This is a genomic window from Gordonia sp. LMA167 (assembly GCF_058130025.1).
The window spans coordinates 3565838-3591042 of the sequence record NZ_CM176708.1; the positions used below are offsets into that span (position 1 = coordinate 3565838).

The window sequence follows — 25205 nt, forward strand, 5'->3', positions numbered from 1 at the left end:
GGTGCGTATCGACGTCGTCTCGATCTTTCCCGAATACCTGACGCCGCTGCGAGTTGCGTTGCTGGGCAAGGCGATCGACAAGGGGCGGATCAGTGTCGACGTGCACGATCTGCGCGACTGGACCCACGACGTGCACCGCAGCGTCGACGATTCCCCCTACGGCGGCGGCCCGGGCATGGTGATGAAGCCCGACGTGTGGGGTCCGTGCCTGGACGAGGTGTGTCCCGACGATGCGCTGCTGGTCGTCCCGACGCCGGCCGGGGTGTCGTTCACCCAGCAGACGGCGCAGCGGTGGAGTCGCGAGCAGCACCTGGTGTTTGCCTGCGGGCGCTACGAGGGAATCGACCAACGGGTTTTCGACGATGCGTCACGACGTGTTCGCGTCGAGGAGGTCTCCCTGGGGGATTTCGTCCTCATCGGCGGTGAGGTCGCGACGATGGCGATGATCGAGGCGACCGTCCGGTTGATCGACGGAGTGTTGGGCAATCCCCAATCACACCAAGAGGATTCGTTCTCCGACGGATTGCTGGAAGGTCCGAGCTACACCCGACCGGAGACCTGGCGCGGACTCGAGGTGCCGCCGGTCCTGTTGTCCGGCAATCACGCGAAGGTGGCTGCCTGGCGTCACGAGCAGTCGTTGGCGCGTACCCGAGAGCGACGTCCTGACCTGCTGGCCGGCGGCGGCGCCGACGACGGTTCGGCCCACCGCGACGTGCCCGGCAACACCGCCGGATAGGATCGTCGCACCGGCGGAGGGGGCTCATGGTGGATCGGTGGTCGGACATGCTCGAGGAACTGTCACGGCAGCGTGCCGAGCTCAGTCGGGTCGGAGACGCGATGGCACAGATGACGGCCCGTGCGGTGAGTACTGATCGACTCGTGTCGGTGACCGTGGATGCCCGCGGACTGCTGGTGGACCTGGAGATCGACCCGCGCGCGATGCGCCGCTACCGCGCCGAGCAGTTGTCGGCTCAGATCACCGCGTTGGTCACCGAAGCCGACCGGCATCTGCATGACCGACGGAACCAGATCCTGGCTGCGGCCGTCCAACCCTCACCCGACTACGCCGACATTCGGGCTGAGCGGCACGCCTGACCGAGACCATCAGGGGGAGTTGGATGAGTGAAGGGCCGGTCGGTGACGGGATGCCGACACCGGAAACAGCAGGAGGACGCGCCGGCGCGCGACTACAGACGGACGTCTCCGCGATGATCGAACTCTCGTCGCGGATGTCGGCGGCCGCCGCCGATCTCGGACGCCTTGTCGATGAGGTGAGCGCTGTGCTCGGCGAGGCGGACGCAGCGATCGGTGTCGATGACGGCGCACGCGCCTTCCGTCGGAGATTCTCCCAGTTGGCTGCCGATGTCGCTTCCTCGGTCGGCGACGCACGGACCGCGACATCCCATCACCAGGCGTTGATCGCCCGGGGAGTGCGCGAAATCGGCGGCACCGACCGCGACCTGGGCCTGCGGCTGGATTCGGGTGCACGATGACGGGACCCGCCGCATCATCCGCCGGCCCGGTACCGGTACCTGTGCCGCCCGAGGTCCGGGCGCTGGCCGACGACCTTGCGCCCGGCGTCTGGCCGACGGCCGACGTGCCGGCTCTGCGCCAAGCCGCGGCACGGTGCCGTGATCTCGCCGCCCGCGCGTCCGTCGCGGCCGACGACATCGCTGCCGCCCACCGCGATCTCGCGCGCGGATCGGGTCATTTTCACGACGGCGTCGTCGCTGCGCAACGTCTGCTGAGCGGGACTCCGGGCACCGGCGTCGACCGCGCGGTCACGCGGCTCGAGGCCGCTGCGGCCGCATTGGACGACTACGCGGACGCCGCGGTGCACGCCCACAACGAGATGGCTGTGGTCGCGTCGGTGGCCGATCGTGAGCGGCTGCGGGGCGATCTGCTGACCACCTTGGGCGACGACTCGGCGAGGGTGATGGCTGCCGGTGCCGGACGTCTGGCGCTGACCGCGGCGGGCGAGGAGTTCACCGGACAGGCCGAGAAGGCCGGGGATCGTCATGACGACGGTGATCAACCGACTCCTGCGGCCACGAGTGGCATGATGCCCTTCTCGGCGATGGGCGGCTTGGCCGCCGGCGCGGGGGCGCTCGCCGGGGGGCACGCCGCGACCGAACGGGACGACGTGTCGGCGCTGTCCACCGCCGACACCGAATGGTTGCAGCGCCGCGCCGCGCAGCTGCAGTCGCGATTGCCGGCGTCGGTCGCCGGGGCGGTGCGGATGGCGATCGGGATCGGACTCGGACCGGACGGGTCGCGCACCGTCGTCGTGGGCAGCGACGACCCCTACCCCTACGAGCGGGAGGGCGTGGGAATCGCCGCCGACGAGATCCTGGTCGGCAACGGCCGTGCAGCCGAACTGGCCATCGTCGACCACATGAACCGGTCGGGCGCCATGCTCGCGGCCATCGCTGCGGCGACGCCGATGGAGCCGGGCACCCTCGCGGCGCTCACCGATCTCGATGCCGAACTGATCGCGCCGAGCGATTTTCACGACCCTGTGTTCGACATCGCTGGTGATGTCCGGGTGGACGAGGCATGAACAGTCGGATCGCTCGGATGGGCGGTGGTCTCGGCGATCTGGTCGAGCGAGTACCCGCGGAAGACCTACGGCAGTGCCTGTATTTCTTGGCGATCACGGTGATGTCGGCCGTCGACATCGGAGACAGCACCGACGTCACGGCCGCGCTGACCGAACTGCGCGAGCGGGGCACGGTGTCGGCGAGCGGTCAGCTCCAGGTGAACAGCCTGCTCGCGCAGTATGAGCAACGCGCTTTTGCGGCCAGACGGCGAGGCGATCTCGATGCGCGCGACCGCGCGTTCTTCCAGGCGCGAGCACTCAACTGCGTGGCCCACGTGATCGGCGCGGGCACCGCGGGCCTCGAGCCACGCGACCGGCTGCGTGAGGCCGCCTACGAGGCGGCGGTCGCCTTTCGGGGGCCTGCCGCGGTGGAGAGCGTGCTGAGCCGGTACGCAGGCTGAGCGGCGGCCCACGGGGGCGTGTCTGACGCCCTAGTCTGGTGTTGTGCACCATTGGCTCTCGCATCGAGCCGGGGACTGGATGAACCACGACATCATCGAGCGTGGTCGCCTTCCGCTGTTGGTGTTCTTTCTCGGACTGATCATCGGGTTCATCGTGATCCGGATCAGCGTGCGCCTGATCCGCGCCGATACTCGGTGGTGGTTCTCGAATGTGACCACCGGCGACACCCATGTGCATCACGTCGTGTTCGGGGTGGTCCTGACATTGCTGTCCGGACTGGGACTCATCGCTTTCGGGTTGAGCGACGACCAGGCGGCGATGTCGGCATTGGCCGGACTGTTCGGGATCGGCGCCGCACTGATCCTCGACGAGTTCGCGCTGATCTTCTACCTACGCGATGTGTACTGGTCACATGAAGGCCGCACGTCGGTGGATGCCGTGTTCATCGCCGTTGCCGCCACCGGCATGATCCTGCTCGGCTTCCGGCCACTCGACCTCTACTTCGATGCTCTTCGCGATGTCCGGGTGGGCCGGACGGTCGTCATCGACGTCGTCGCGGCAGTGATCAATCTCGGACTCGCCGCGGTCGTCGTGTTCAAGGGGAAGGTGTGGACCGGGGTCGTCGGGGTCTTCGCATGGCCGCTGCTCATCGTCGGGGTCATCCGTCTGGCGCGCCCCACCTCGCCGTGGGCGCGGTGGCGGTATCTGTCGCGTCCACGCAAACTGGAACGGGCCATCGAACGGGAGCGCAAGCTGCGTCGCCCGTTCATCCGCGCGAAGATCTTCGTGCAGGACCTGATCGCCGGGACACCTGATGTGTTGCCACATGTGCGGGCGGCCACCGAGGATCGCCTCGATCAGGTGGTTCATCCGGCGCCGCCGCCACCGGCGATTTCGCCGCACAGGGGTCTATCTGGCACAATAGTCGGGTTGCCTGGCGACGATGTCCCCGCCCGAAAGAGTACTTCGGCGGGACGCGGCCCGGGCACAACCCATGACTCGGAGCACGAACCGGTCGAACCCCACAGGTGACCACCCGATCTACTCGGGAGGTCGGGTGCGGGGCCGCCAGGTTCCTCTGTTCACGCGAACGCCAGATTGGACCAACCACGATGAACACCCTCGACTTCCTCGACAAGCAGTCGCTCCGCGACGACATCCCCGCATTCGGACCCGGTGACACCCTTGACGTCCACGTCAAGGTCATCGAGGGCACCAAGGAACGCGTCCAGGTGTTCAAGGGCGTCGTGATCCGTCGCCAGGGTGGTGGCGTCCGCGAGACCTTCACCGTGCGCAAGGTGTCCTTCGGCGTCGGCGTGGAGCGCACCTTCCCGGTGCACAGCCCCAACATCGCCAAGATCGACGTTCTCACCCGCGGTGACGTGCGTCGCGCGAAGCTCTACTACCTGCGCGATCTGCGTGGCAAGGCAGCCAAGATCAAGGAAAAGCGCTGACGCGTCTACCCTGACGACGTGGCCGACACTCATTCTTCGGGTAGCGACTCAAATTCCGACTCGCAGCGACCGACTGCGGACACCTCCTCTGCCGAGGAGCGGGACCGGGGTCCGGACGGCAACAACCCGGACGAGCGCCCTTGGCACAGCAAGAAGGACAAACCGCAAAAGCGTGGCTCGTTGCTGCGCGAAGCCGTCATCATCATCGGCTGCGTTCTACTGCTGACCTGGTTGCTACAGACCTTTGTGGGACGGCAGTACGTGATCCCGTCGGAGTCGATGGAGCAGACCCTGCATGGTTGTGCGGGTTGCAGCAACGACCGGATCGTGATCGACAAACTGACCTATCGCTTCGGTGAGCCGCATCCCGGCGACGTCGTCGTGTTCAAGGCGCCGACCGAGTCCTGGGACGGCGCATGGCTCTCGCCGCGGTCGGACAACACCGTGGTGCACGGCATCCAGAATGCGCTCTCCTGGTTCGGTTTCGCACCGCCTGACGAGAACAATCTCGTCAAGCGTGTGATCGCGACGGGAGGACAGACCGTCGAGTGCCACAACGCCGAGAATGTAGGTGTGAAGGTCGACGGCAAGCCGCTGACCGAGCCCTATGTGGACAAGACGCTGCAGGCCCAGGACGTGGCCGCCGGCAACGAGTTCGCTGCAGGTCCCGATGGACAGCCGAACTCGTGCTACGGACCCGATTTCGGTCCGATCAAGGTGCCGGAGGGCAATGTGTGGGTGATGGGGGACAACCGCGCCAATTCGGCCGATTCCCGATTCCACATGGAGGACGAGTACCACGGCACCGTCCCGGTCAGCGACATCCGTGGCAAGGTTCGTTTCATCATCTATCCCTTCTCGCGAATCGGTGGTGTGTCCTCGTATAACCCCCAGTCATGACGGCGCAGGTCGAATGATGTGGGGACTACGACGATGAGCCGCTGGCCGCCGCGGTTTCCGATACGCCGGGCCGCCAGCCTGCGAACGTACGAGTTCGCATTGCAGCGCAACGGGCTCGGCCCGGTCGCCGGCGTCGACGAGGCGGGCCGGGGAGCCTGCGCAGGCCCCCTGGTGGTGGCGGCGTGTGTGCTCAAACCGACTCAGCTGGCGTCACTCGCGGATCTGGATGACTCCAAACGACTGACCGAAGCGGTACGTGAAACCCTGTACAAGGCGATCACCAAGTACGCGCTGAGTTGGAGTGTGGTGGTGATACCCGCCGACGAGATCGACCGGATCGGGATCCACGTCGCGAACATCGAAGGCATGCGCCGGGCGGTGGCCGGCCTCGACGTCACGCCCGGCTATGTGCTCTCCGACGGCTTCGTCGTCCCCGGGCTCACCGTGCCCTCGCTGCCGGTGATCGGGGGAGACGGTGCGGCCGCCTGCATCGCTGCTGCCAGCATCATCGCGAAGGTGACCCGTGACCGCATCATGGTGGCCATGGACGGTGACCTGCCAGGGTACGATTTCGCAGTTCACAAGGGGTACAGCACCGCCCACCACATGGCCTGCATCGACCGTCACGGACCATCCCCGCAACACCGCATGTCCTACCGGAATGTCGCGTCCCGCGTGACCTCCGGCCCCGACCCGACCACGATAGGCTTATCGAATGAGTGCTGAGGATCTCGAGAAGTACGAAACCGAGATGGAACTCTCCCTGTACCGCGAGTACAAGGACATTGTCGGTCAGTTCACTTACGTGGTGGAGACCGAACGGCGCTTCTACCTCGCCAATGCCGTGGAGCTGGTGCCCCGCAACACCGAAGGCGAGATCTACTTCGAGCTGCGCATGTCCGATGCCTGGGTGTGGGACATGTACCGGCCCGCGCGCTTCGTCAAGCAGGTCCGTGTCATCACCTTCAAGGACGTCAACATCGAGGAGCTCGAGAAGCCGGAGCTGCGGCTGCCGGATGAGCCGTGATGGGGTCTTTCAATAGAAGCCATTGCGCCCAACATCGTCGGTTGACACAGACACTATTCCGGAATTTTCCGAATAGTCGCCTTTGTGAACTCGATAGCTTTTTGGCATATCTCCGTCAGAGGTGGCCTGGGCAAAGTTGCGAATGTAACGCCAGTAATTACACCCGAGTTTTGTGACTGTACGTAGGTGAAGCACTCGTTTGAATTCAGCGAACCTACGCCTATTCTTCTTTCGCCCACTTTTGAGTCACTAAGCCAATTGAACGAGTGATTGGTGGACTTGTACGCCTCGAGGCTATCGAAATCCGCAACTAATTGGTGTACAGACCAGTCCTCTAACGATGAGCCCGAATAATGCCAGGCGCAACCCCGAAGCGTCTGGCCGTCGACAGTGGCCGCGTCCGCTATTGATGACATATCCAGCTCTAACGACGCAGCGATTGAATCGTCAATCGCAGTGCAGGGTTCGTATGTTGTTCCGTCGTTCGACTTATTCCACCTCTGGAAGAATTTCGTTGTAAAGGGAAGTCGTGCGCCGATATCATCAGTCTGCCTCGGACCATCGAAGGTCGTTTCGGAGGGGGACGAAGGGCTGTCGCCGGATGACGGCTCTGTGCTGTCAGTACATCCGAAAAGTAGCAATAGGAACAGAGATAGAGCTGCTAGGCGGAGAAGCTTCATCGGGAAACTCTTACGACCGTGGTTTTGGAAAGTTCGAAGCAGATACTTGATCGGCATCTTGGAGGTGCACGCCAGCCGCAGAGCTCGCTGCCGCAAGTTCTTTAAGACTAGCTATCTGATTGACTAGCCTGCCTGACCAACCCTGATCGCTGGCAACTGCCGCCCTTATGTGCGTCCGCAGGCTGTCACCTTCCTCGCATCCGTCACCGAGGTAGTTCGCCAGCATGATGCGTGATGCTGTATCCAGGCACCGCTGGAGCGCCTCAGCAGCTTCCGTCGCCGCGGCGGCACGCTGTTCCCAAAGGCCGCGCTCCGTGAGCACCATCGCCCCCGGCGTCGGTTCGTGCCAATCCCGTTGATCCGGCGGCGGCTTTATCTCCGGCGCCTCGGGCGGCGCGAGGCACAGCGGCACGCCGGAGTCACTGGTCTTGGGTCCACCGCTCATCGAATCCCTCCCACAGTCATTCGACGTGATGCTGCCGCACTTGGTTCCAGGCGGTTGGCGTCTGCGTCGGCCGACGAATCCCCACGAATTGCCTGTAGCATAGCGGGCCAGATCGGGAGGATCAGAGGTCCGTGGGGACCGAGCGAGATCGGGGGGTCGGTGACGGGCGGGGGCAACACCGATTGGTTTGTCGCGATCCAGCAGATCTTGGCACGGATCGAATCCATGGGGCCGGAGTCCGCGGCTGCGGATGCGCAGGCGTTGGCGCAGGCCATCTCTGCTGCGCACGACGCTGCGGCCGCCCTCTATCGATTCGGCGGCGACGGTCTGCAGGGCGTGGCTGCGTCGGAAAGCTCGGAGAAGGCTCGGCAGATCTCGAGTGACATCGTCTCCGCGGCCGCCGGCGCCAGCCCCGGGGTCGCCGCTCTCGTGAATGCGCAGGCGGTGCTGACGGCTTCACAGGCCCAAGCAGGGCGCCTGGCGGCACTACGGGCAGAGATGGCTAATCCACTCGGCGATGCCTACGGCGCGATGATGCAGGCCGGACTGCTCATGACCCAGACCTACAACGCGCCGATGAGTTCGGCCGGTGACGGCGTTCACTCGCCTGCCGCGGCGAGCGGGGGCGGAGTTTCCGGTGGGGTCGCGGGAGGCGCCTCGACCGGGGCCGGCAGCGCGGGCGGGGGAGGTGCGTCCGGCGGATCGACAACGCACACGACCGCCGGTGGCTCCACAGACCTCGGTGAATACGGGAGCAAAGACGCTGCAGCGTCGACGGCAAACCCGGCCGGGGCGGCGAGTGCGGCTCAGCAGACAGCGTCGGATGCGAGTTCCGCAGCCGACAAGCCGCTGTCTCTCGGCGACGACCCATCCGGCGGTGGCAGTGGGGGCGATGACCTGGACAGCCTGAGCCGTGGCGGACTCGGCAGGCCGGACAGTGCTGACGGCTCGGCGACACCGGCCGCGATGATGATGCCGGGAATGCTCGGCGCGGGAGGTGCCGGCGGCAAGATCGGCGGCGGCGCAATCGGCGGTGGTGTGGGCGGCCTCGGTGGCGCTGGCGGATCGGGTTCGGGCTCCACACTTTCGCGTCCACTGGCCGCCGCGGCGCCGACCACGGGTCCCACCTCGAGCTCGACGACTCCCGTCGGCTCGGGCCCCGGCCGCAGTGGTACCTCGATGGGCGGGGCCCCACATGGGTCACGTGCGCGTGGGTCCGAGAGCAAGAACCACAAGGCCGCACACTATCTGCACACCACTGACAATGGAGCCGAGATCGTCGGCAGCCTGCCTCTGGTGGGTCCGCCCGTGATCGGTGACTGGGCGCCCCCGCAGGCCGCCACGCCGGAGGCGACGACGGGTGGGGCCGGAGAGTCCGGGTCTGTGTCGGACGGGTCGGACAACCCGGACAAAGATCTGCGCCTCTGAGTCTGAGGCGCAGAGGGCCGCGATCCACAGTTGCCGAACCATCCACAGATGTCCGCGAAGTCGTCGACGATGAGCTGAAACGTGGTGCGCCGCAGCGATGCTTGTGGCATGAGCGAGAACGCATCCCAGCCGTCGTCGACACCTCGAGGGCGGCCCAGCAGAGCGGACATCGGCCGCATCGGGGAGGACCTGGCCGCCGCCAAGGTTGTTGATCTGGGCTGGACAGTCCTGGCGAGGAACTGGCGAAACCGTTATGGCGAACTGGATCTCATCGCGGCCGAAGGCTCGGAGTTGGTGGTGGTCGAGGTCAAGACCCGGGCGTCGCGCGTGTTCGATGACCCGGTCATGGCCGTCACGCCGCTGAAGTTGGCGCGGATGCGGCGCCTGGCCCGACAGTGGCTGGCCGAGAACCGCGACCGATGGTGGTCGCGGATCCGGTTCGACGTCATCTCGATTCAGCTCGATCCGCGTGATCCCATCGCCACCGATCTCGCCGTGGTCCGCCATCACCAGGGAGTGTTCGAATGACCGACCCCGCGCTGGTGACCGGGCTCGGACGTGTGCAGTCTGTGGGACTCAACGCGTTCGACGCCAAGCCCATCGAGATCCAGGCCAACGTCGGTTCCGGGTTGCCGGCCTTCACGGTGACGGGCAAGGTCGATGCCTCGCTACGGGAGGCGCGGGATCGCGTCCGCGCCGCGATCTCCAACAGCGGGTTGAAGTTCCCGGAACTGAAGGTGACGGTGTCACTGGCGCCGGCCGATCTGCCGAAAAGCGGCTCGTCTTTCGACCTCGGGATGGCACTCGCGATCCTCGCCGCCACCGCGCAGGCCACCACGACGCGGCTGCACCGCACCGTGTTCCTCGGTGAGCTCGGACTCGACGGGGCGCTGCGACCGGTTCGTGGAGTGCTGCCTGCGCTCAAACGGGCTCGGGACGACGGCTTCACCCATGCGGTCGTCCCGATGCCCAACGTCGCCGAGGCCGCACTGGTGGGTGACCTCGATGTGGGCGGGGCACGCACGCTGGGGGAGGTCGTGCGTTGGTTGGCCGGTGATCACGTGCTCGACACGGTCGCCGAGGACGGGCCGGGTCCGCCGCCGCCGGAGATCCACGACATGTCCGACGTGGTAGGGCAGGCCGAGGCGCGTCACGCGCTCGAGGTCGCTGCTGCCGGAGCACATCACGTCTTGATGACCGGGCCGCCGGGCATCGGCAAGACGATGCTCGCCCGCCGCCTGCCGGGCATCCTGCCGCCGTTGGGCCCAGAGGAATCCTTGGAGGTCACCGCCATTCACAGCATCGCCGGAACTCTTCGATCCGGGCACCCTCTCATCACCGAGGCGCCGTTCATATCGCCGCATCACACCACCTCCGTGACCGCGTTGCTCGGTGGCGGAACCGGGCTCGCGAGACCGGGGGCGGTCTCCCGTGCTCATCGGGGCGTTCTCTTCCTCGACGAATGCGCCGAGATGGGTGCCAAAGTGCTTGATTCACTGCGTCAGCCACTCGAAGAAGGGGAGGTCCGGGTGTCGCGACGAGACGGGGTGGCCACCTATCCGGCGCGATTTCAATTGATCATGGCGGCCAACCCATGTCCTTGCGCGCCGGCACATGACATCGACTGCATTTGCTCGGCCGTCGCACGACGCCGATATCTCGGCAAGCTGTCCGGACCACTGATGGATCGGGTGGACATCCGGGTGCGCATGGACCCGCCGGGCAACACCGCCCTGATGAACTCTGTCGAGGAATCCAGCGACGCCATGCGAGCCCGGGTGTCCGAGGCCCGCGCCGCAGCACTGGCCCGATGGCGTGACCACGGGTGGCTCACCAACGCGGAGGTTCCGGGTTCTGCTCTGCGGCAACGCTTTCGATTGCCTCCTTCGGCGTTGCGGCCGGTTGAGCTGTTCCTCCGTGACGGCCGGGTGACCGCGCGCGGCGCGGATCGAGCGATCCGACTCGCCTGGACACTGGCCGACCTGAAGGGCTGCGAGCAACCATCAGAGACCGAGGTCGCCGAGGCGTTGCTGTATCGGGACCGAGGGGGTCATCGATGACCAGCGCAGACGACGCCGTCCGGCTGGCCTGGGCCTACCTCGCTCGAGTAGCCGAACCGCCATCGGGTGCGGTGCTGGCGCTCTGCGATCAGCTCGGGCCGGTCGAAGCGGCAGCAGCGATCCGGTCAGGGGTGGTGCCGCCCGGACATGATGCGGTACTCGAAGCAACGGGACCTCGGGCCGGAACCGACTGTGCTGCAGATGACCTCGAGATCGCAGAGAAGACCGGAGCACGACTGGTCACCCGCGACGACGACGAATGGCCCGGATGGGCCCTGATGGCACTGGGGCAGGCCGACACGGCGTTTCGGGGCGGCGAGCCAGTCGCGTTGTGGGTGCGGGGACCGGGACGCCTCGACAAGGTGGCGGCCGCAGGCATTGCCCTGGTGGGTTCCCGAGCTGCCTCCGGCTACGGCGAGCAGGTGACATCCACCCTCGCGGCGGGCCTCGTCCTGGCGAACTGGGCTGTGATATCGGGAGCCGCATACGGAATCGACGGAGTGGCGCATCGCGCTGCGTTGGCCTCTGGTGGGCAGACGATGGCGGTGTTGGCCTGCGGGATCGATCGCGACTATCCGGCCGGCCACGCCCGATTGCTCGCCGAGATCGCCGAGCAGGGCCTCGTCGTCTCCGAGTACCCACCGGGCACGACGGCGGCCAAACACCGGTTCCTGACCCGCAATCGGCTGGTCGCCGCGATGGCGTCGGCGGTGGTCGTGGTCGAAGCCGGTCGCCGTTCCGGGGCGGCCAACACCGCTGCGTGGGCGCGCAAACTCGGCCGCCCACTGGGTGCGGTGCCGGGCCCGGTGACGTCGGCGACCTCGATCGGTTGCCATCAGATGATCGCCGACGACCTCGCCGTACTGGTGGCCGACACGGACGCGGCGATCGCGCTCGCCGCACCCGACGCAGGCCTCGACACCGGGCGCGGCCGGACGCGGCCGACCGACAGTCTCTCCGCTGACGAACAACGCGTCCACGACGCGATCCCGGCCCGTGGCGCTGTCACCATCGAGGAGATCGCCTTCTCGGCGGGCCTCGGTATCGGTGTGGTCCGGTCCGCGCTGGCACGGATGGACGTCAGTGGACACGTGGTGAACATCGACGGTGCGTGGCAACTGCCGTGACGGATGCGCCGCGGATTTGTCACTTACGGGTCAGCATCTCCACGAAGATGCGTTTGTCGTCCTCGGTCGGACGCGCGACACGCTCGCCGCCCTGCATGTAGCCGATCCCGACGTACACCAGCGCGGTTGCGCGGGCATGCGCATCGACCTCGTCGAACCCGAGCTCGCGGAACGCGGCATTGGCCACGTCAAAGGTCGTGTGGTCGAGCGCGACCACCGCCTGTGCGAGAGAGGAATCGGTTTCCGCCCACGCCCGCAGGGCCGCCTCGACGGTCCTGCGACGAGGGTCGCTGACCAATTCCCCCATGGCTCCGATGCGCTCCATCGGCGAGCGTTTCTCCAGCTCGGCCAGGGTTTGGCGGGCGCTCTCCTCGACCGCTCGGCAATGATCGGACAGCGCGGACATCAGCGCGGCGATGTCGGCGAAGTGCCAATAGAAGCTGCCTTTGGTGACGCCGAGGCGGTCGCACAGGCGCGAGATCTTGATGGCGCCGGCGCCGTCGCTGATCAGCACCTGCATCGCGGCGTCGAGCCAATCGTCCACCGTGAGCCGGGATCCCCGTCTCGACGACGATGACTCCGGCATGACGACCTCTGCTGCTCGTGGGCAATTCGGCGAACTGAACTCCCAGATTAGAGCACTTCACAAACCTATTGTGTCTGTCCGATTAGTTAGGCTTCCCTAATAAGCGTACGGTGGTGCCGGAGAGGAGGCTTCATGGCCAAACAAACGAACGCGCTCACGGTCCTGCGACGCGAAGCCCTGACCCCGCACCTGGTGCGCCTGTACCTCGGTGGTGACGGCTTCGACGATTTCGTGCCGGCGGCCGACCCGGCGACCTGGGACACCGACATGTACATCAAGTTGGCGTTCGGTTCGGACGGAGCGCCCTACCGCGGCACCGATCTCGATCGTAAGAAGACCAGCCTCCTGCCTCCCGAGGAGCAGCCGGTGCTACGGACTTATACGGTGCGGTCGATCGACCTCGACCGCCGTGAGGTCGCCGTCGACTTCGTCGTCCACGGTGACGAGGGGATCGCCGGACCCTGGGCGGCAACAGTCGAACCGGGAACGGTCATCCGGTTCCTCGGCCCGGGCAGCGGCTATCAGCCGAACCCTGACGCCCCCTGGCACCTGCTGGCCGGCGATGAGGCCGGTCTTCCGGCACTCGCCGCCGCCCTCGAACGGTTGCCCGCGAACGCCGTGGCCAAGGTCTTCATCGAGGTCGGCGGGCCAGAGGACGAGATCGCCCTCACCGCGCCCCCGACGGCCGAGATCGTCTGGGTGCACCGAGGTGGGCCCGCCGGCGAAGTCGGCGACGACGTGGCCGGCGACAATGCGCCTCTGATCGCCGCGGTACGCGATGCCGAGTGGCTCGACGGGGAACCACACGTGTTCATCCACGGTGAGGCACAGGCGGTCATGCACAATCTGCGCGGATACATCCGCAAGGAACGTGGTGTCGGTGCCAAGAACGCCTCGATCTCCGGATACTGGCGGCGCGGGCGCACCGAAGAGGGCTTCCGGCAATGGAAGTCCGAACTCCGAGCCGCCGAAGAGACCGCCGGCGCCAGCGCGTAGCGAGCTGCGCCGCACGCTTCGATCGCGCAACAGTCAGCGTGGGCGGTTGCGTGCGCGCCCGTCGCGCTGTTGTGTCGACGTCATGACCGCTGATTCCCCGGAATCGATGCCGCATGCGAGTGTTCTCGACGATTTCACGTCCTTTCTCCGGTACGAGAAGGGTCATAGTGAACACACGATCCGGGCCTACACCACGGACGTGCGTGGACTCATCGCCTATGCGGGTGCCCGGGGGATCGGCGTCGGGGACATCGACCTGGTGCTGCTGAGATCATGGCTCGCCGACCACACCCGGCGGGGTGCCGCCAGGACCTCGATCGCGCGCCAGGTGTCGTCGGCGAAGACCTTCTGCGCCTGGGCCGCCCGCGAGGGCGTGCTGGGCGAGGACCCCTCGACCCGGTTACAGGCGCCCCGCGCCCATCGCACCCTGCCGACGGTTCTCGCCCCGGATCAGGCGGTCGCCGCGCTCGCCGCGGTGCCGGACGAGGCTGCCGACGACCCGATCGTCGATCGGGACAGGCTCATCGTGGAGTTGCTGTACGCCAGCGGGATTCGCGTCGGCGAGCTGTGCGGTCTGGACATCGGCGACATCGACGCCGGGCGGCGAGTCCTGCGGGTCATCGGCAAGGGCGACAAACAGCGCACCGTCCCGTTCGGGGAACCGGCCGGGCGCGCGATCCACCGGTGGCTGCGTCACGGCCGTCCTCGACTCGCCGGGCCCGACTCCGGGGACGCACTGCTACTCGGTGCGAAAGGCAAACGGCTCAACCAGCGCATGGCCAGGTCCGTGGTGCATCGGGCAGTTCAGGCAGCCGGAGCCCCCGATATCGGACCGCACGGCCTGCGTCACAGCGCGGCCACTCACCTCCTCGAGGGTGGCGCCGACCTGCGCATCGTCCAGGAAATGCTCGGGCATTCGTCGTTGGCGACGACGCAGATCTACACCCACGTCAGCGTCGAGCGCCTGCGCGCCGTACACCGTCAGGCGCATCCCCGGGCATGACCGGGTTCCTGATGATGTGCTCGGCGACCGGCTTGAGCCGGATGCGAACAGCGCCGATCAGGACCATCGGATTCAGATAGACGGCAGCCCGCCCACGACCCCGACGCGCGCCCCAGTGCAGGCACGCCGCGGCGCGGCAACCCTCGTGCCCGGCGTCCACCGTGCCGATCACATCGCCTCGGCGGACCGTCTGCCCCTGCCGAACCGTCGCTTCGACCGGCTCATAGGTGGTGATCAGATCGCCGTCGTGGGCAATCGACACCACCGGCCGACCGGCAACCCGGCCGGCGAAGCGCACCCGGCCCGCGCCGGCCGCGCGGACGATGCTGCCCGGCGACGCGGAGAGGTCGACACCCCGATGCCCCGGCTGCCACCGCTTCTCCGGAGGGTCGAAGGGACGGACGACGGTGGCCGGCGGCGCCAACGGCAGGTGATAGCGAGCTCCGGTCGCGGAGGCGATGGCCGGGACGCCGAACAGCAGCAACGCCACGACGATCAACTCCGCCACCGCGAACATCGCCACCCGGGCGGACGGCGGGCATCGTGGCCGCGTCGACGAGTCCCAAGAGATCATGATCTTCAGACGCACCGCGACCCCGATCGGCTCCCACCGATGCCGGGTCGGCGAAAACTTCTCGACCGCCGCCGGGAACGGGCGGGGCCGGTTTTGGTTTTCCACCCGTGACCGGCGTAAACTTCCTGGCGCACCTCATCGGAATCGGTGAGGTGACTTCGCGCGCCTGCGAAGCGACGACTTCCTCCTCTGCGAGGACGGGTCGCTGACAGTGCCGGGTGGGCGGTCCCGGAGGTGCCATCGCAACCGGGTCCACCACGGCAGCAGGTGCCAGGATCGGCACCGACCGGTGTCGATGTAACTGCACGCAAAGGATAGATACGACATGGCTGTCGTGACCATGAAGCAGCTGCTGGACAGCGGCGCACACTTCGGGCATCAGACCCGCCGTTGGAACCCGAAGATGAAGCGGTTCATCTTCACCGACCGCAACGGCATCTACATCATCGACCTGCAGCAGACGCTGACCTACATCGACAAGGCGTACGAGTTCGTCAAGGAGACCGTCGCCCACGGCGGCACCATCCTGTTCGTCGGCACCAAGAAGCAGGCGCAGGAATCCATCGCCGGAGAGGCCACCCGCGTCGGCATGCCGTACGTGAACCAGCGTTGGCTCGGCGGCATGCTCACCAACTTCTCGACCGTCCACAAGCGCCTGCAGCGTCTGAAGGAACTCGAGACCATGGAGCAGACCGGCGGTTTCGAAGGTCGCACCAAGAAGGAAATCCTCATGCTCACGCGTGAGAAGAACAAGCTCGAGCGCACCCTCGGTGGTATCCGCGATATGGCCAAGGTGCCTTCTGCTGTTTGGGTTGTGGACACCAACAAGGAGCACATTGCTGTCGGTGAGGCACGCAAGCTCAACATCCCGGTCATCGCGATCCTCGACACCAACTGCGATCCCGACCTCGTCGACTACCCGATCCCGGGCAACGACGACGCGATCCGCAGTGCGGCCCTGCTGACCCGTGTGGTCGCATCGGCTGTCGCCGAGGGCGTACAGGCCCGCGCCGGCCAGTCGTCTGACGACTCCAAGCCGGAGGCGGGCGGCGGCGAGCCGCTGGCCGAGTGGGAGCAGGAACTGCTCACCCAGGCCACCGCACCTGCGGGTGGCGAGGCCGAGGCCGGCACCGCGCCGGCGCAGTAACACCGGATCGAACACCAACGGTCCTGAAGTCTCCTCGGGCCGCGACCCGGCCCGGGGAGACATTCGACACTCTCTCTAAGGAGGCTCGCCAACGATGGCGAACTACACCGCAGCCGATGTGAAGCGTCTCCGTGAGCTCACCGGCTCAGGAATGCTGGACTGCAAGAACGCCCTGGCCAACAACGACGGTGATTTCGACAAGGCCGTCGAGGAACTGCGCATCAAGGGTGCCAAGGACGTCGGCAAGCGCGCCGAGCGGTCCACCGCCGAGGGGCTCGTCGCCGCCAAGGACGGCGCCCTCATCGAGATCAACTCTGAGACCGACTTCGTCGCCAAGAACGCCGAGTTCCAGGAGCTCGCCGATCAGATCGTGGCCGCCGCCGCCGAGGCGAAGACCCAGGACATCGAGGTTCTCAAGACCGCCAAGCTGGGCGACGGCACCGTGGACGACGCCGTGCAGGCACTGTCGGCCAAGATCGGCGAGAAGCTCGAGCTTCGTCGGGTGGCCTACTACGACGGACCGGTCTCGGTCTATCTGCACAAGCGTGCGTCGGATCTGCCTCCCGCCGTCGGCGTGCTGGTGTCCTACACCGGTGAGGGCGACGACGCGGCCGAGGCCGCTCGCGGCGCTGCCATGCAGGTGGCCGCGCTGAAGGCGAAGTACGCGACGCGCGACGAGGTTCCCGCCGACATCGTCGAGAACGAGCGTCGTATCGCCGAGCAGACCGCCAAGGAAGAGGGCAAGCCGGAGCAGGCGCTGCCGAAGATCGTCGAAGGACGCGTCAACGGCTTCTACAAGGATGTCGTGCTGCTCGACCAGGCGTCGGTGCAGGACTCCAAGAAGACTGTCAAGGCTCTCCTCGACGAGGCCGGCGTGAGCGTCAACGGTTTCGTCCGTTTCGAGGTCGGCCAGTCCTGATCTGTTGAAACGCCAAAGACGGCCCCGTATCACCGTGGTGGTGGTGCGGGGCTGTCTTTCGTTGTCAACGGATGAGTCCGGGACGTGCAGGGCTGAGCTCCCGGGGGAACTGCCCTCACCCAGTTCGTGGTGAATGCCCAGGGCCATCGCAGGTGTCCGGGTTGGGCGCCCGGCCGCGGATGCGGTCGGTACTCAGGCCGAGGACGTCGACAATCGCCAGGTCGTGATGCCGTTTTCGCGGCAATCAGACACCTGGTCGACCGCATGTCGTCGAACCGCCCACGCAGCCACGTACGATATTGACCGAATCGACCAGTGAGGAAGATGCATGAGCGAAACGCCCTCCCCGCGAGACTCTGAGCGTCACGGCTACAAGCGTGTGCTTCTCAAACTCGGGGGTGAGATGTTCGGCGGCGGCGGAGTCGGCCTCGACCCCGACGTGGTGGCGACGGTGGCCGACCAGATCGCCGAGGTCGTCGCCACGGGTGTGCAGGTGGCGGTCGTCATCGGTGGCGGCAACTTCTTCCGTGGTGCAGAACTGCAGCAGCGTGGACTCGACCGCGCCCGGTCCGACTACATGGGGATGCTCGGCACCGTCATGAATTGCCTGGCGTTGCAGGACTTTCTGGAGAAGCGCGGCGTCAACACCCGGGTCCAGACGGCCATCACGATGGGGCAGGTCGCCGAGCCGTATCTGCCGCTGCGCGCTCAACGGCATCTGGAGAAGGGTCGTGTGGTGATCTTCGGTGCCGGCATGGGCATGCCCTATTTCTCCACCGACACCACCGCCGCGCAGCGGGCGCTCGAGATCAAGGCCGAAGTGGTGCTGATGGCCAAGGGCGTCGACGGTGTCTTCGACGCCGATCCGCGGGTGGTGCCCGATGCCACGATGTTCTCCGAGATCAGCCACCGCGAGGTCCTCGACAAGGAACTCAAGGTCGCCGACGCGACGGCGTTCAGTCTCTGTATGGACAACAAGATGCCCATCCTGGTGTTCAATTTGCTGGAGCAGGGCAATATCGCGCGGGCGGTTGCGGGGGAGCGGATCGGTACCCTGGTCGCCACCTGATCACCCGAGCACCCGACACCAATTGAATCAGTACCTAGTAGAAGTAGGACGACGATGATCGACGATGCGCTCCTGGACGCCGAAGAGAAGATGGAGAAGGCGGTCAGTGTCGCCAAGGACGACATGGGATCGATCCGCACCGGGCGCGCCAACCCGGCGATGTTCAACAAGGTGAACATCGAGTACTACGGCACCATGACCCCGATCACCCAGGTCGCCGGGATCAACACCCCCGAGGCGCGGCTCGTGGTGATCAAGCCGTATGAGGCGTCCACCTTGCGCGACATCGAGACGGCGATCCGCAATTCCGATCTGGGCGTGAACCCGACCAACGACGGCAACGTCATCCGCGTCGCGATCCCTCAGCTGACCGAGGACCGGCGCCGAGAGCTGGTGAAGCAGGCGAAGGGCAAGGGTGAAGACGCCAAGGTCTCCATCCGCAACGTTCGTCGCAAGGCGGTCGACGAACTCAAGCGCATCCAGAAGGACGGTGAGGCCGGCGAGGACGAGGTCACCCGTGCCGAGAAGGAACTCGACAAGACGACCGCCGGGTACGTCGCCCAGGTCGACGAGCTGGTGAAGCACAAAGAGAACGAATTGCTCGAAGTGTGAGCGCCGACCTTCCCGGGGCGTCTATACCAGAACCGATGGCCACTGAATCGTCCGCGAGCAAGCCCGAGGTGCCCGGCGACAAGCAATCGGGCGAGAAGAAGAAGTCGCGCGCCGGACGAAACCTGCCCGCAGCGATCGGCGTGGGTGCATCGCTCGGGGTCTCGATCATCCTGATCCTGTTCTTCGCGCCGAAGATCTGGTACGGCATCGTCGCGGTGGCCTTCGCGATCGCGACGTGGGAGGTGTTCAAACGCCTCCGCGACGGCGGGTATCAGATCGCGTTCTGGCCGTTGGTGATCGGCGGACAGGCGATCATCTGGTCGAGCTGGCCGTGGGGGCCGACGGGAGTGCTGACGGCCTTCGTCGGCACCGTTCTGGTCCTCATGGTCTGGATGTTGTTGGCGCAAGGGATCAACAATGCGCCGGAGAATTACCTGCGCAATCTGGCGGCGAGTGTTTTCGTCCTCGCGTGGTTGCCATTGCTCGCCTCGTTCGGCGCCTACATGGTGGTCCAGGATCACGGCGCGGCGCGGGTGGCCACGCTGATGGTCGTGGTCGTGTGCTCGGACGTCGGTGGCTACGCCGCCGGCGTCCTGTTCGGTAAGCACCCGATGGCGCCGGCCATCAGTCCCAAGAAGTCGTGGGAGGGGCTGATCGGTTCGCTCGTCGTCGGCACCACCGGCGCGGTGTGCTGCGGCATCTTCCTGCTCGACGCCCACTGGTGGGTGGGTGCGATCCTCGGCCCGGTCCTGGTGGTGTGCGCGACGCTCGGAGACCTGGTCGAATCCCAGGTCAAGCGGGATCTCGGCATCAAGGACATGGGTACGCTGCTGCCCGGCCACGGCGGCATCATGGACCGGCTGGACTCACTGTTGCCGTCAGCGTTCATCGTCTGGGCCGTGCTGACCGCACTTCTCTGACGGATCGCGCGTCATACGGCGCGATCGGTCAGCGCTTGGCCTTCTTCAGCGCCCGACTCATCTGCATCATCCGTAGACCACCGACGGCCGCCACGATCAGGGCGCCGGCGATCGCTGCGATGAGCAGGCTCACACCCAGGGGCAGATCGACTTCCCAGAAGAGGAGCATGATCTTCTGGGATTCCAGGTTCTGCAGGATGAAGACCAGCAGCAGAATCGTGATGATCGCGCCGATGACGAGACCGAAGAACGTGGCCCTGGTGCGGGTGTGCTGCACCTTCTTGACCTTGGTGCGGAGCTCGTCACGTTCGGCCAGCAACGCCTGATGGTCGGGATCGGGCTGAGGGAGATCGGTGCCCCCGGTCGGCTCGCCGACATCACTCGGCTGATGCTGCTGCGGATCCGGTGTCGTCATACAGCCATCATGACATGCGACAATGTCACCATGCCGTCATTGCCGCTCGTGTTCGACGCTCCCAAACGGGGGCGTCCTCCCACTCACTTCGTCGACCTCGACTCCGAGGGACGTGTTGCGGCGCTGGCTGATCTCGGGCTGCCGAAGTTCCGCGCCAACCAACTGGCCCGGCAGTATTTCGGCCGGCTCAACGGCGACGTCGAGGAGATGACCGACCTGCCGTCGACGTCGCGTGACGCCGTCGGCGAGAAGCTGTTCCCGTCGTTGCTGACGCCGGTGCGACACATCTCGTGTGATGCCGGAGACACGCGGAAGACCTTGTGGCGATTGCACGACGGCACGCTGCTGGAGAGCGTGCTGATGCGCTACACCGATCGGAACACACTGTGCATCTCCAGCCAGGCCGGATGCGGTATGGCGTGTCCGTTCTGTGCGACGGGGCAGGGTGGTCTGGACCGCAACCTGTCGACCGCCGAGATCGTCGACCAGGTCCGTGCCGCTGCTCGTGCCCTGCGCGACGGTGAGTTCGGTGAACCGGGCCGGCTGTCCAACGTCGTGTTCATGGGGATGGGCGAACCCCTGGCCAACTACAAGCGGGTGGTCAGTGCCGTTCGACAGATCACCTCCCCGGTGCCGGGGGGGCTGGGGATCTCGGCACGATCGGTGACCGTGTCGACGGTCGGTCTGGCACCGTCGATCCGTCGTCTGGCCGATGAGGGGCTGTCGGTGACACTCGCGGTGTCGCTGCACACCCCGGACGACGAGCTGCGAGACACGCTGGTACCCGTCAACAACCGCTGGTCGGTCGCCGAGGTTCTGGACGCGGCACGCTACTACGCCGACACCACCGGACGTCGGGTGTCGATCGAGTACGCGCTGATCCGTGACGTCAATGATCAGCCGTGGCGTGCGGACCTGTTGGGGGAGAAGCTGCACAAGGCCCTGGGGTCGTTGGTGCACGTGAACCTGATCCCATTGAATCCGACTCCGGGGTCCGAATGGGACGCCAGTCCCAAGCCGGTGGAGCGCGAGTTCGTCCGTCGGGTGCGCGAACAGGGTGTGTCATGCACGGTCCGCGACACGCGCGGGCAGGAGATCGCAGCCGCCTGCGGTCAGTTGGCGGCCGAGGAACGCTGAGGTCGCAGCCGCCTGCGGTCAGTTGGCGGCCGAGGAACGCTGAGGTCGCAGCCTCAGTTCTTCCAGCGGCCGCGCTTGGCGAAAGTCGGCCTCAGCAGGAAGTAGGCGAGTACGGCAGCGAAGCCGGCGAGCCAGATGTCTTCCACGTGGCCCCTGTGGTTGCCGATGAACATCAGCAGCAGCGCGGCCACGCAGAACCAACCGGCGATGATGAAGGATTTCGTCGCCTGACCGTGCCATCCGAAGCGGGCCGACGGTGCATCCGCGGGCTCGCGAACCCAGCCGGTGTCGACCTGCTCAACCTCGGTGCTTGCCACGATGGCTCCTCACTCTGCGGACCCGTTTCGACGGGGATCTGGGCGGTCACGTCTCCGGCCACCCGTCGGAAAGTCTGACGGCCGGTAGTAGTAGCGACAAGCATAACGTGACCATGCCGACGACCGGCGACGACCCGTGATGGCGATCTAGATGGCTAGTGGATGATCCATTAATAGATTATCTGCTAGTGTTTGATCATGACATCCACTCACGGCACCAGGCGCCGGGTGTTCCTGCTCGGTGTCATCTGCGCCGCCACCCTGATGACGGTCATCGACGAAACGATCGTCACCGTGGCACTTCCCGACATCCGCAGCGAACTGAACTTCACCGCCGCGGGATTGCCCTGGGTCGTCAACGCATATCTGATCGGGTTCGGCGGTGTGCTGTTGTTCGCCGGCCGCGTGGGAGATCTCGTCGGTCGAGGACGAGTGCTGTTGTCGGGAATGGCATTGTTCACGGCAGCCTCGATGCTCTGTGGGCTCGCCATGTCGCCTGCCTGGCTGATCGTGGCGCGCTTCGTCCAGGGCATCGGTGCGGCATTCGCCGTCGCGGTCGCGCTGGGGATGATCGCCGCACTGTTCGTTGAACCGGGGGAGCGCGACCGCGCGATGGGCGCATACGCCTTCATGGGCGCGGTCGGCGCCTCGTCCGGCTACATCATCGGCGGCATCATCACCACGTCGTTGGACTGGCGGTGGGTGTTCTTCGTGAACGTGCCCATCGGCGTGGTGGTCGTCGTCGCAGGGTTGCGCACCTTTCCGGGTGAGAATCCACCGGGGTTGCGCGGTGGACTCGATTGGCAGGGCGCGTCGATGCTCGTGGTCGGGCTGATGTGTCTGGTCGGGGCGCTCGCGTCACAGAACCCCGTGGCCGGTGCGGCGGCACTTGTCTTGCTCGCGGGTTTCGTTGTACGCCAACGGTTCGCGGCCTCGCCGACGTTGCCGCTCGAGGTGTTGGCCGCACGCGGACTCGGGGCCGTGAACATCGCGTTCGCGTGTTTCGTCGGCGCGATGTTCACCTTTCAGTTCCTCACCACGCTCTACCTCCAGGAGGTGCTCGGCTTCACACCCCTGCTCGCCGGCATCGGAATCGTTCCCATCGCCGCAGGGATCGCGGTCGGCTCGATGGGCGTATACCCGCGTGTCGCGGCACGATTCGGCGTCCGTGCCGCACTGATCGTCGGGCTGGGATCGGTGGTGATCGGTCTGTTCCTCCTGATCCGGGTGCGCCCCGACGGTTCCTACACGTCCGACCTGCTCCCGACGGTGGTGTTGTTCGCCGTCGGCGGTGGTCTCGCACTCCCGGCGATCATGAGCGCGGCGATGGCCGACGTCGCGCCCGCCCATACCGGTGTCGCATCGGGGCTGATCAACACCTCGCAGCAGGCCGGTGGGGCGATCGGGCTGGCGGGACTGACCGCGGTCGCGGCCGCCGTCACCGCGAGCTCCACGTCCGCGGGCGCGCCTGAGTCGGTTGCGCTCGTCGACGGCTTCCGGGTGGCCTGGGGAGTTGCCGGCGGGCTCGCGTCGGTGGCCCTCATCATCGTGGTGATCGCAGTGCGCGTCGGCCCCGCCGCGGGGGCGGGTGGTTCCGCAGACGTCGCGTCATCGCTCCGGCGACCACGGCGGGACCGACCACGCGGCACCCGACCTGCGGGCGAGCCACCCGCGGGTGAGCAGCACCACGAGGGAGGGCGAGGCGAGGACCAACGCCCGGTCGTGTGTTGTCGCGGTGACCTCCCGGACACGCCCTAGACTCGGTTCGTGCCCACGGATGTCGACCCACCTGCCGTCGATCTGTCCTTCCTTCTCAATCAGACCTCGTACGCGCTGGCCGCGCGCATGGCCGAATCCTTGGCCGACCTGGACCTCACCGTCGCCCAGTACTGCGTCCTGTGGAAGGCGGGCGAGGAAGAACGGACTCAGATCGAGATCGCCGAACTGTCGGGTCTGGACAAGACCACCGTGGTCAACACTCTCGACGAATTGGAGGGGAAGGGTCTGGCGACTCGCCGTGTCCATGCCACCGACCGTCGTGCTCGGGTCGCGGCCGTGACCGACCCCGGCGCCGACGTGCTCGGTCACGCACACGAACGGATCCGGCAGGTCTACGACGACGTTCTGGGTGACCTGCCGGCCGACGAGAGGGCCGCATTTCTCACCACACTGTCGACGCTGGCGAACGGTGTGTTGTCGGCACCATCTCATGTCAGTGCGATGCGCCGGCGTCGCAGCCCGCGCCGCGCCGCGCCGTAGAGGCCCCGACAACCGCGCTCGCGCAGGCGACCCCACGATCGGCCGGGGCGTCGAATCGGTGACAGAATGCCGCCATGTCCGAGATCGCGCATCGCACCCTGGCCGACTATCGTTCCGAGCGCTACCCACGCGACATGATCGGTTACGGTGCGACGCCGCCCGATCCGCAGTGGCCGGGTGGCGCGAAGATCGCGCTGCAATTCGTGCTGAACTACGAAGAGGGCTCCGAGAACAACGTCCTCGAGAACGACCGTGGCAGCGAGACCTTTCTCTCCGAGATGATCGGGGCACAGTCCTTCCCGAACCGTCACATGAGCATGGAATCGCTGTACGAGTACGGATCCCGCGCCGGGGTGTGGCGCATTCTCCGTACCTTTTCCCGGCGCGGCCTCCCGCTGACGATCTTCGCGGTGGCGCAGGCGATGGCGCGCAACCCCGAGGTGGTCGCGGCGTTCGCCGAGCGTGGCGACGAGATCGCCTGTCACGGATATCGATGGCTGAACTATCAGCTCGTCGACTCCGCGGTCGAGCGGGAACACATGCACGCCGCTGTCGATCTGCTCACCGAGATCACCGGAGAACACCCGCTCGGCTGGTACACCGGCCGCGACTCGCCGAACACCCGGCGGCTCGTCGTCGAGGAGGGGGGCTTCGCCTACGACTCCGACAGCTACGCCGACGACCTCCCGTACTGGGTCAAGGTGCCGCGGGGCGACGACGTCGTCGATCATCTAGTGGTGCCGTACACGCTCGACACCAACGACATGCGCTTCGCATCGCCCGGCGGGTTTCCGTCGGGCGAGCAGTTCTTCGCGCACCTGCGGGATGCGTTCGACGTGCTCTATGCGGAGGGAGTGGCAGGTTCACCGAAGATGCTCTCCGTCGGCCTGCACTGTCGCCTGGTCGGCCGTCCGGCACGTCTGGCCGCCCTCGAGCGGTTCCTCGACCACGTCCAATCGCACGACGACGTGTGGATCACCCGACGCATCGACATCGCCGATCACTGGCGCAGGATCCACCCCGCCTGAACACCGGTGCTGCGCCCGGGTCGACGAGAGGTCGGGTTCTGTCGGCGCGATTCGGGGTTCTGTCGGCGGCGAATTTTGGGCTCGCTCGACGAGGCGGGGAC

At 66.3% G+C, this 25205-nt stretch carries 30 protein-coding genes; 25 read left to right on the forward strand and 5 right to left on the reverse strand.

Annotated elements, in window-relative coordinates:
- The first annotated feature begins 1 nt into the window (after position 1).
- From trmD to ACVT6V_RS16280, 10 genes are all read left to right on the forward strand, one after another.
- The gene (gene trmD / locus ACVT6V_RS16235) at positions 2 to 736 is read left to right on the forward strand and encodes a tRNA (guanosine(37)-N1)-methyltransferase TrmD (RefSeq protein WP_489894489.1); all 735 of its coding nucleotides are present in this window, start codon (positions 2 to 4) and stop codon (positions 734 to 736) included.
- A gap of 26 nt (positions 737 to 762) precedes the next feature.
- Positions 763 to 1095 (forward strand): YbaB/EbfC family nucleoid-associated protein, encoded by a 333-nt coding sequence (locus tag ACVT6V_RS16240; RefSeq protein ID WP_489894491.1) that lies wholly within the window; start codon positions 763 to 765, stop codon positions 1093 to 1095.
- 23 nt (positions 1096 to 1118) lie between these two features.
- Positions 1119 to 1493: a hypothetical protein gene (locus ACVT6V_RS16245; protein WP_489894493.1), complete on the forward strand. Its 375-nt coding sequence runs from the start codon at positions 1119 to 1121 to the stop codon at positions 1491 to 1493.
- Entirely contained in the window at positions 1490 to 2560 is a 1071-nt protein-coding gene (locus ACVT6V_RS16250) for a hypothetical protein (protein WP_489894495.1), read from the forward strand. The genes ACVT6V_RS16245 and ACVT6V_RS16250 overlap by 4 nt, the downstream gene beginning before the upstream one ends.
- The gene (locus ACVT6V_RS16255) at positions 2557 to 3000 is read left to right on the forward strand and encodes a hypothetical protein (RefSeq protein WP_489894497.1); all 444 of its coding nucleotides are present in this window, start codon (positions 2557 to 2559) and stop codon (positions 2998 to 3000) included. Before ACVT6V_RS16250 ends, ACVT6V_RS16255 begins: the two co-directional genes overlap by 4 nt.
- Before the next feature lie 79 nt (positions 3001 to 3079).
- Positions 3080 to 4033, forward strand: a complete 954-nt coding sequence (locus ACVT6V_RS16260) for a hypothetical protein (protein WP_489894499.1) — start codon at positions 3080 to 3082, stop codon at positions 4031 to 4033.
- 80 nt (positions 4034 to 4113) lie between these two features.
- A complete protein-coding gene (gene rplS, locus ACVT6V_RS16265) occupies positions 4114 to 4455 on the forward strand; it encodes a 50S ribosomal protein L19 (RefSeq protein ID WP_223373955.1) in 342 nt (113 codons plus the stop codon).
- 18 nt (positions 4456 to 4473) lie between these two features.
- The gene (gene lepB / locus ACVT6V_RS16270; RefSeq protein ID WP_489894501.1) at positions 4474 to 5355 is read left to right on the forward strand and encodes a signal peptidase I; all 882 of its coding nucleotides are present in this window, start codon (positions 4474 to 4476) and stop codon (positions 5353 to 5355) included.
- Between the two features lie 33 nt (positions 5356 to 5388).
- Positions 5389 to 6081 carry a ribonuclease HII gene (locus tag ACVT6V_RS16275; RefSeq protein WP_489894503.1) on the forward strand — a complete coding sequence of 231 codons (693 nt, stop codon included), beginning with the start codon at positions 5389 to 5391 and terminating at the stop codon, positions 6079 to 6081.
- Positions 6071 to 6382, forward strand: a complete 312-nt coding sequence (locus ACVT6V_RS16280; RefSeq protein ID WP_489894505.1) for a DUF2469 domain-containing protein — start codon at positions 6071 to 6073, stop codon at positions 6380 to 6382. Before ACVT6V_RS16275 ends, ACVT6V_RS16280 begins: the two co-directional genes overlap by 11 nt.
- A gap of 53 nt (positions 6383 to 6435) precedes the next feature.
- Here ACVT6V_RS16280 and ACVT6V_RS16285 read toward each other — a convergent pair whose 3' ends face one another.
- Positions 6436 to 7119 (reverse strand): DUF3558 family protein, encoded by a 684-nt coding sequence (locus ACVT6V_RS16285; RefSeq protein WP_489894507.1) that lies wholly within the window; start codon positions 7117 to 7119, stop codon positions 6436 to 6438.
- A 547-nt stretch (positions 7120 to 7666) separates the two neighbouring features.
- Here ACVT6V_RS16285 and ACVT6V_RS16290 point away from each other — a divergent pair.
- From ACVT6V_RS16290 to dprA, 4 genes are all read left to right on the forward strand, one after another.
- Complete coding sequence (locus tag ACVT6V_RS16290) at positions 7667 to 8935, forward strand: hypothetical protein (RefSeq protein ID WP_489894509.1); 1269 nt, start codon at positions 7667 to 7669, stop codon at positions 8933 to 8935.
- A gap of 108 nt (positions 8936 to 9043) precedes the next feature.
- Positions 9044 to 9463: a YraN family protein gene (locus tag ACVT6V_RS16295; RefSeq protein WP_489894511.1), complete on the forward strand. Its 420-nt coding sequence runs from the start codon at positions 9044 to 9046 to the stop codon at positions 9461 to 9463.
- Positions 9460 to 10995, forward strand: coding sequence for a YifB family Mg chelatase-like AAA ATPase (locus tag ACVT6V_RS16300; protein ID WP_489894513.1), 1536 nt, complete (start codon positions 9460 to 9462; stop codon positions 10993 to 10995). The genes ACVT6V_RS16295 and ACVT6V_RS16300 overlap by 4 nt, the downstream gene beginning before the upstream one ends.
- The gene (dprA, locus tag ACVT6V_RS16305; RefSeq protein ID WP_489894515.1) at positions 10992 to 12122 is read left to right on the forward strand and encodes a DNA-processing protein DprA; all 1131 of its coding nucleotides are present in this window, start codon (positions 10992 to 10994) and stop codon (positions 12120 to 12122) included. The genes ACVT6V_RS16300 and dprA overlap by 4 nt, the downstream gene beginning before the upstream one ends.
- A gap of 19 nt (positions 12123 to 12141) precedes the next feature.
- Here dprA and ACVT6V_RS16310 read toward each other — a convergent pair whose 3' ends face one another.
- Positions 12142 to 12708 carry a TetR/AcrR family transcriptional regulator gene (locus ACVT6V_RS16310; protein WP_489894517.1) on the reverse strand — a complete coding sequence of 189 codons (567 nt, stop codon included), beginning with the start codon at positions 12706 to 12708 and terminating at the stop codon, positions 12142 to 12144.
- Between the two features lie 132 nt (positions 12709 to 12840).
- Here ACVT6V_RS16310 and ACVT6V_RS16315 point away from each other — a divergent pair, with 132 nt between their 5' ends.
- Both ACVT6V_RS16315 and ACVT6V_RS16320 read left to right on the forward strand, forming a co-directional pair.
- Positions 12841 to 13704: a siderophore-interacting protein gene (locus ACVT6V_RS16315; protein WP_489894519.1), complete on the forward strand. Its 864-nt coding sequence runs from the start codon at positions 12841 to 12843 to the stop codon at positions 13702 to 13704.
- A gap of 82 nt (positions 13705 to 13786) precedes the next feature.
- A complete protein-coding gene (locus ACVT6V_RS16320; protein WP_489894521.1) occupies positions 13787 to 14707 on the forward strand; it encodes a tyrosine recombinase XerC in 921 nt (306 codons plus the stop codon).
- Here ACVT6V_RS16320 and ACVT6V_RS16325 read toward each other — a convergent pair.
- On the reverse strand, positions 14655 to 15224 hold the full coding sequence (locus ACVT6V_RS16325) for a murein hydrolase activator EnvC family protein (RefSeq protein WP_489900841.1): 570 nt from the start codon (positions 15222 to 15224) through the stop codon (positions 14655 to 14657). The genes ACVT6V_RS16320 and ACVT6V_RS16325 overlap by 53 nt on opposite strands.
- Before the next feature lie 382 nt (positions 15225 to 15606).
- Between ACVT6V_RS16325 and rpsB the strand changes: the two genes are divergently transcribed.
- The 5 genes from rpsB (at position 15607) to ACVT6V_RS16350 (ending at position 19948) form a co-directional block, all read left to right on the forward strand.
- Positions 15607 to 16428 carry a 30S ribosomal protein S2 gene (gene rpsB / locus ACVT6V_RS16330; protein ID WP_489894523.1) on the forward strand — a complete coding sequence of 274 codons (822 nt, stop codon included), beginning with the start codon at positions 15607 to 15609 and terminating at the stop codon, positions 16426 to 16428.
- Between the two features lie 94 nt (positions 16429 to 16522).
- Positions 16523 to 17347, forward strand: a complete 825-nt coding sequence (gene tsf / locus ACVT6V_RS16335) for a translation elongation factor Ts (protein ID WP_489894525.1) — start codon at positions 16523 to 16525, stop codon at positions 17345 to 17347.
- A 328-nt stretch (positions 17348 to 17675) separates the two neighbouring features.
- Positions 17676 to 18416 (forward strand): UMP kinase, encoded by a 741-nt coding sequence (pyrH, locus tag ACVT6V_RS16340; protein WP_489894527.1) that lies wholly within the window; start codon positions 17676 to 17678, stop codon positions 18414 to 18416.
- Between the two features lie 54 nt (positions 18417 to 18470).
- The gene (frr, locus tag ACVT6V_RS16345; RefSeq protein ID WP_489894529.1) at positions 18471 to 19028 is read left to right on the forward strand and encodes a ribosome recycling factor; all 558 of its coding nucleotides are present in this window, start codon (positions 18471 to 18473) and stop codon (positions 19026 to 19028) included.
- 35 nt (positions 19029 to 19063) lie between these two features.
- The gene (locus ACVT6V_RS16350) at positions 19064 to 19948 is read left to right on the forward strand and encodes a phosphatidate cytidylyltransferase (RefSeq protein ID WP_489894531.1); all 885 of its coding nucleotides are present in this window, start codon (positions 19064 to 19066) and stop codon (positions 19946 to 19948) included.
- A 28-nt stretch (positions 19949 to 19976) separates the two neighbouring features.
- On the opposite strand, the gene ACVT6V_RS16355 is transcribed toward ACVT6V_RS16350, so the two are convergent.
- Positions 19977 to 20363 carry a LapA family protein gene (locus ACVT6V_RS16355; RefSeq protein ID WP_489894533.1) on the reverse strand — a complete coding sequence of 129 codons (387 nt, stop codon included), beginning with the start codon at positions 20361 to 20363 and terminating at the stop codon, positions 19977 to 19979.
- A gap of 30 nt (positions 20364 to 20393) precedes the next feature.
- On the opposite strand from ACVT6V_RS16355, the gene rlmN reads away from it, so the two are divergent.
- Positions 20394 to 21500, forward strand: coding sequence for a dual-specificity RNA methyltransferase RlmN (gene rlmN / locus ACVT6V_RS16360; RefSeq protein ID WP_489900842.1), 1107 nt, complete (start codon positions 20394 to 20396; stop codon positions 21498 to 21500).
- A gap of 53 nt (positions 21501 to 21553) precedes the next feature.
- Here rlmN and ACVT6V_RS16365 read toward each other — a convergent pair whose 3' ends face one another.
- Entirely contained in the window at positions 21554 to 21817 is a 264-nt protein-coding gene (locus ACVT6V_RS16365; RefSeq protein ID WP_489894535.1) for a DUF2631 domain-containing protein, read from the reverse strand.
- Between the two features lie 198 nt (positions 21818 to 22015).
- Between ACVT6V_RS16365 and ACVT6V_RS16370 the strand changes: the two genes are divergently transcribed.
- The 3 genes from ACVT6V_RS16370 (at position 22016) to puuE (ending at position 25104) form a co-directional block, all read left to right on the forward strand.
- Positions 22016 to 23575, forward strand: a complete 1560-nt coding sequence (locus tag ACVT6V_RS16370; protein ID WP_489894537.1) for an MFS transporter — start codon at positions 22016 to 22018, stop codon at positions 23573 to 23575.
- 9 nt (positions 23576 to 23584) lie between these two features.
- Positions 23585 to 24076: a MarR family winged helix-turn-helix transcriptional regulator gene (locus tag ACVT6V_RS16375; protein ID WP_489894539.1), complete on the forward strand. Its 492-nt coding sequence runs from the start codon at positions 23585 to 23587 to the stop codon at positions 24074 to 24076.
- 74 nt (positions 24077 to 24150) lie between these two features.
- Entirely contained in the window at positions 24151 to 25104 is a 954-nt protein-coding gene (gene puuE, locus ACVT6V_RS16380) for an allantoinase PuuE (protein WP_489894541.1), read from the forward strand.
- Positions 25105 to 25205: the final 101 nt, after the last annotated feature.

What these genes read in the sequence shown, in the direction of transcription:
- ACVT6V_RS16240 (WP_489894491.1), top strand. Translation starts at nt 763, where the DNA reads ATGGTGGATCGGTGGTCGGACATGCTCGAGGAACTGTCACGGCAGCGT.
- ACVT6V_RS16245 (WP_489894493.1), top strand. Translation starts at nt 1,119, where the DNA reads ATGAGTGAAGGGCCGGTCGGTGACGGGATGCCGACACCGGAAACAGCA.
- ACVT6V_RS16250 (WP_489894495.1), top strand. Translation starts at nt 1,490, where the DNA reads ATGACGGGACCCGCCGCATCATCCGCCGGCCCGGTACCGGTACCTGTG.
- ACVT6V_RS16255 (WP_489894497.1), top strand. Translation starts at nt 2,557, where the DNA reads ATGAACAGTCGGATCGCTCGGATGGGCGGTGGTCTCGGCGATCTGGTC.
- ACVT6V_RS16260 (WP_489894499.1), top strand. Translation starts at nt 3,080, where the DNA reads ATGAACCACGACATCATCGAGCGTGGTCGCCTTCCGCTGTTGGTGTTC.
- rplS (WP_223373955.1), top strand. Translation starts at nt 4,114, where the DNA reads ATGAACACCCTCGACTTCCTCGACAAGCAGTCGCTCCGCGACGACATC.
- ACVT6V_RS16275 (WP_489894503.1), top strand. Translation starts at nt 5,389, where the DNA reads ATGAGCCGCTGGCCGCCGCGGTTTCCGATACGCCGGGCCGCCAGCCTG.
- ACVT6V_RS16280 (WP_489894505.1), top strand. Translation starts at nt 6,071, where the DNA reads ATGAGTGCTGAGGATCTCGAGAAGTACGAAACCGAGATGGAACTCTCC.
- ACVT6V_RS16285 (WP_489894507.1), bottom strand. Translation starts at nt 7,119, where the DNA reads ATGCCGATCAAGTATCTGCTTCGAACTTTCCAAAACCACGGTCGTAAG.
- ACVT6V_RS16295 (WP_489894511.1), top strand. Translation starts at nt 9,044, where the DNA reads ATGAGCGAGAACGCATCCCAGCCGTCGTCGACACCTCGAGGGCGGCCC.
- ACVT6V_RS16300 (WP_489894513.1), top strand. Translation starts at nt 9,460, where the DNA reads ATGACCGACCCCGCGCTGGTGACCGGGCTCGGACGTGTGCAGTCTGTG.
- dprA (WP_489894515.1), top strand. Translation starts at nt 10,992, where the DNA reads ATGACCAGCGCAGACGACGCCGTCCGGCTGGCCTGGGCCTACCTCGCT.
- ACVT6V_RS16310 (WP_489894517.1), bottom strand. Translation starts at nt 12,708, where the DNA reads ATGCCGGAGTCATCGTCGTCGAGACGGGGATCCCGGCTCACGGTGGAC.
- ACVT6V_RS16315 (WP_489894519.1), top strand. Translation starts at nt 12,841, where the DNA reads ATGGCCAAACAAACGAACGCGCTCACGGTCCTGCGACGCGAAGCCCTG.
- ACVT6V_RS16320 (WP_489894521.1), top strand. Translation starts at nt 13,787, where the DNA reads ATGACCGCTGATTCCCCGGAATCGATGCCGCATGCGAGTGTTCTCGAC.
- ACVT6V_RS16325 (WP_489900841.1), bottom strand. Translation starts at nt 15,224, where the DNA reads ATGTTCGCGGTGGCGGAGTTGATCGTCGTGGCGTTGCTGCTGTTCGGC.
- rpsB (WP_489894523.1), top strand. Translation starts at nt 15,607, where the DNA reads ATGGCTGTCGTGACCATGAAGCAGCTGCTGGACAGCGGCGCACACTTC.
- tsf (WP_489894525.1), top strand. Translation starts at nt 16,523, where the DNA reads ATGGCGAACTACACCGCAGCCGATGTGAAGCGTCTCCGTGAGCTCACC.
- pyrH (WP_489894527.1), top strand. Translation starts at nt 17,676, where the DNA reads ATGAGCGAAACGCCCTCCCCGCGAGACTCTGAGCGTCACGGCTACAAG.
- frr (WP_489894529.1), top strand. Translation starts at nt 18,471, where the DNA reads ATGATCGACGATGCGCTCCTGGACGCCGAAGAGAAGATGGAGAAGGCG.
- ACVT6V_RS16350 (WP_489894531.1), top strand. Translation starts at nt 19,064, where the DNA reads ATGGCCACTGAATCGTCCGCGAGCAAGCCCGAGGTGCCCGGCGACAAG.
- ACVT6V_RS16355 (WP_489894533.1), bottom strand. Translation starts at nt 20,363, where the DNA reads ATGACGACACCGGATCCGCAGCAGCATCAGCCGAGTGATGTCGGCGAG.
- rlmN (WP_489900842.1), top strand. Translation starts at nt 20,394, where the DNA reads ATGCCGTCATTGCCGCTCGTGTTCGACGCTCCCAAACGGGGGCGTCCT.
- ACVT6V_RS16370 (WP_489894537.1), top strand. Translation starts at nt 22,016, where the DNA reads ATGACATCCACTCACGGCACCAGGCGCCGGGTGTTCCTGCTCGGTGTC.
- puuE (WP_489894541.1), top strand. Translation starts at nt 24,151, where the DNA reads ATGTCCGAGATCGCGCATCGCACCCTGGCCGACTATCGTTCCGAGCGC.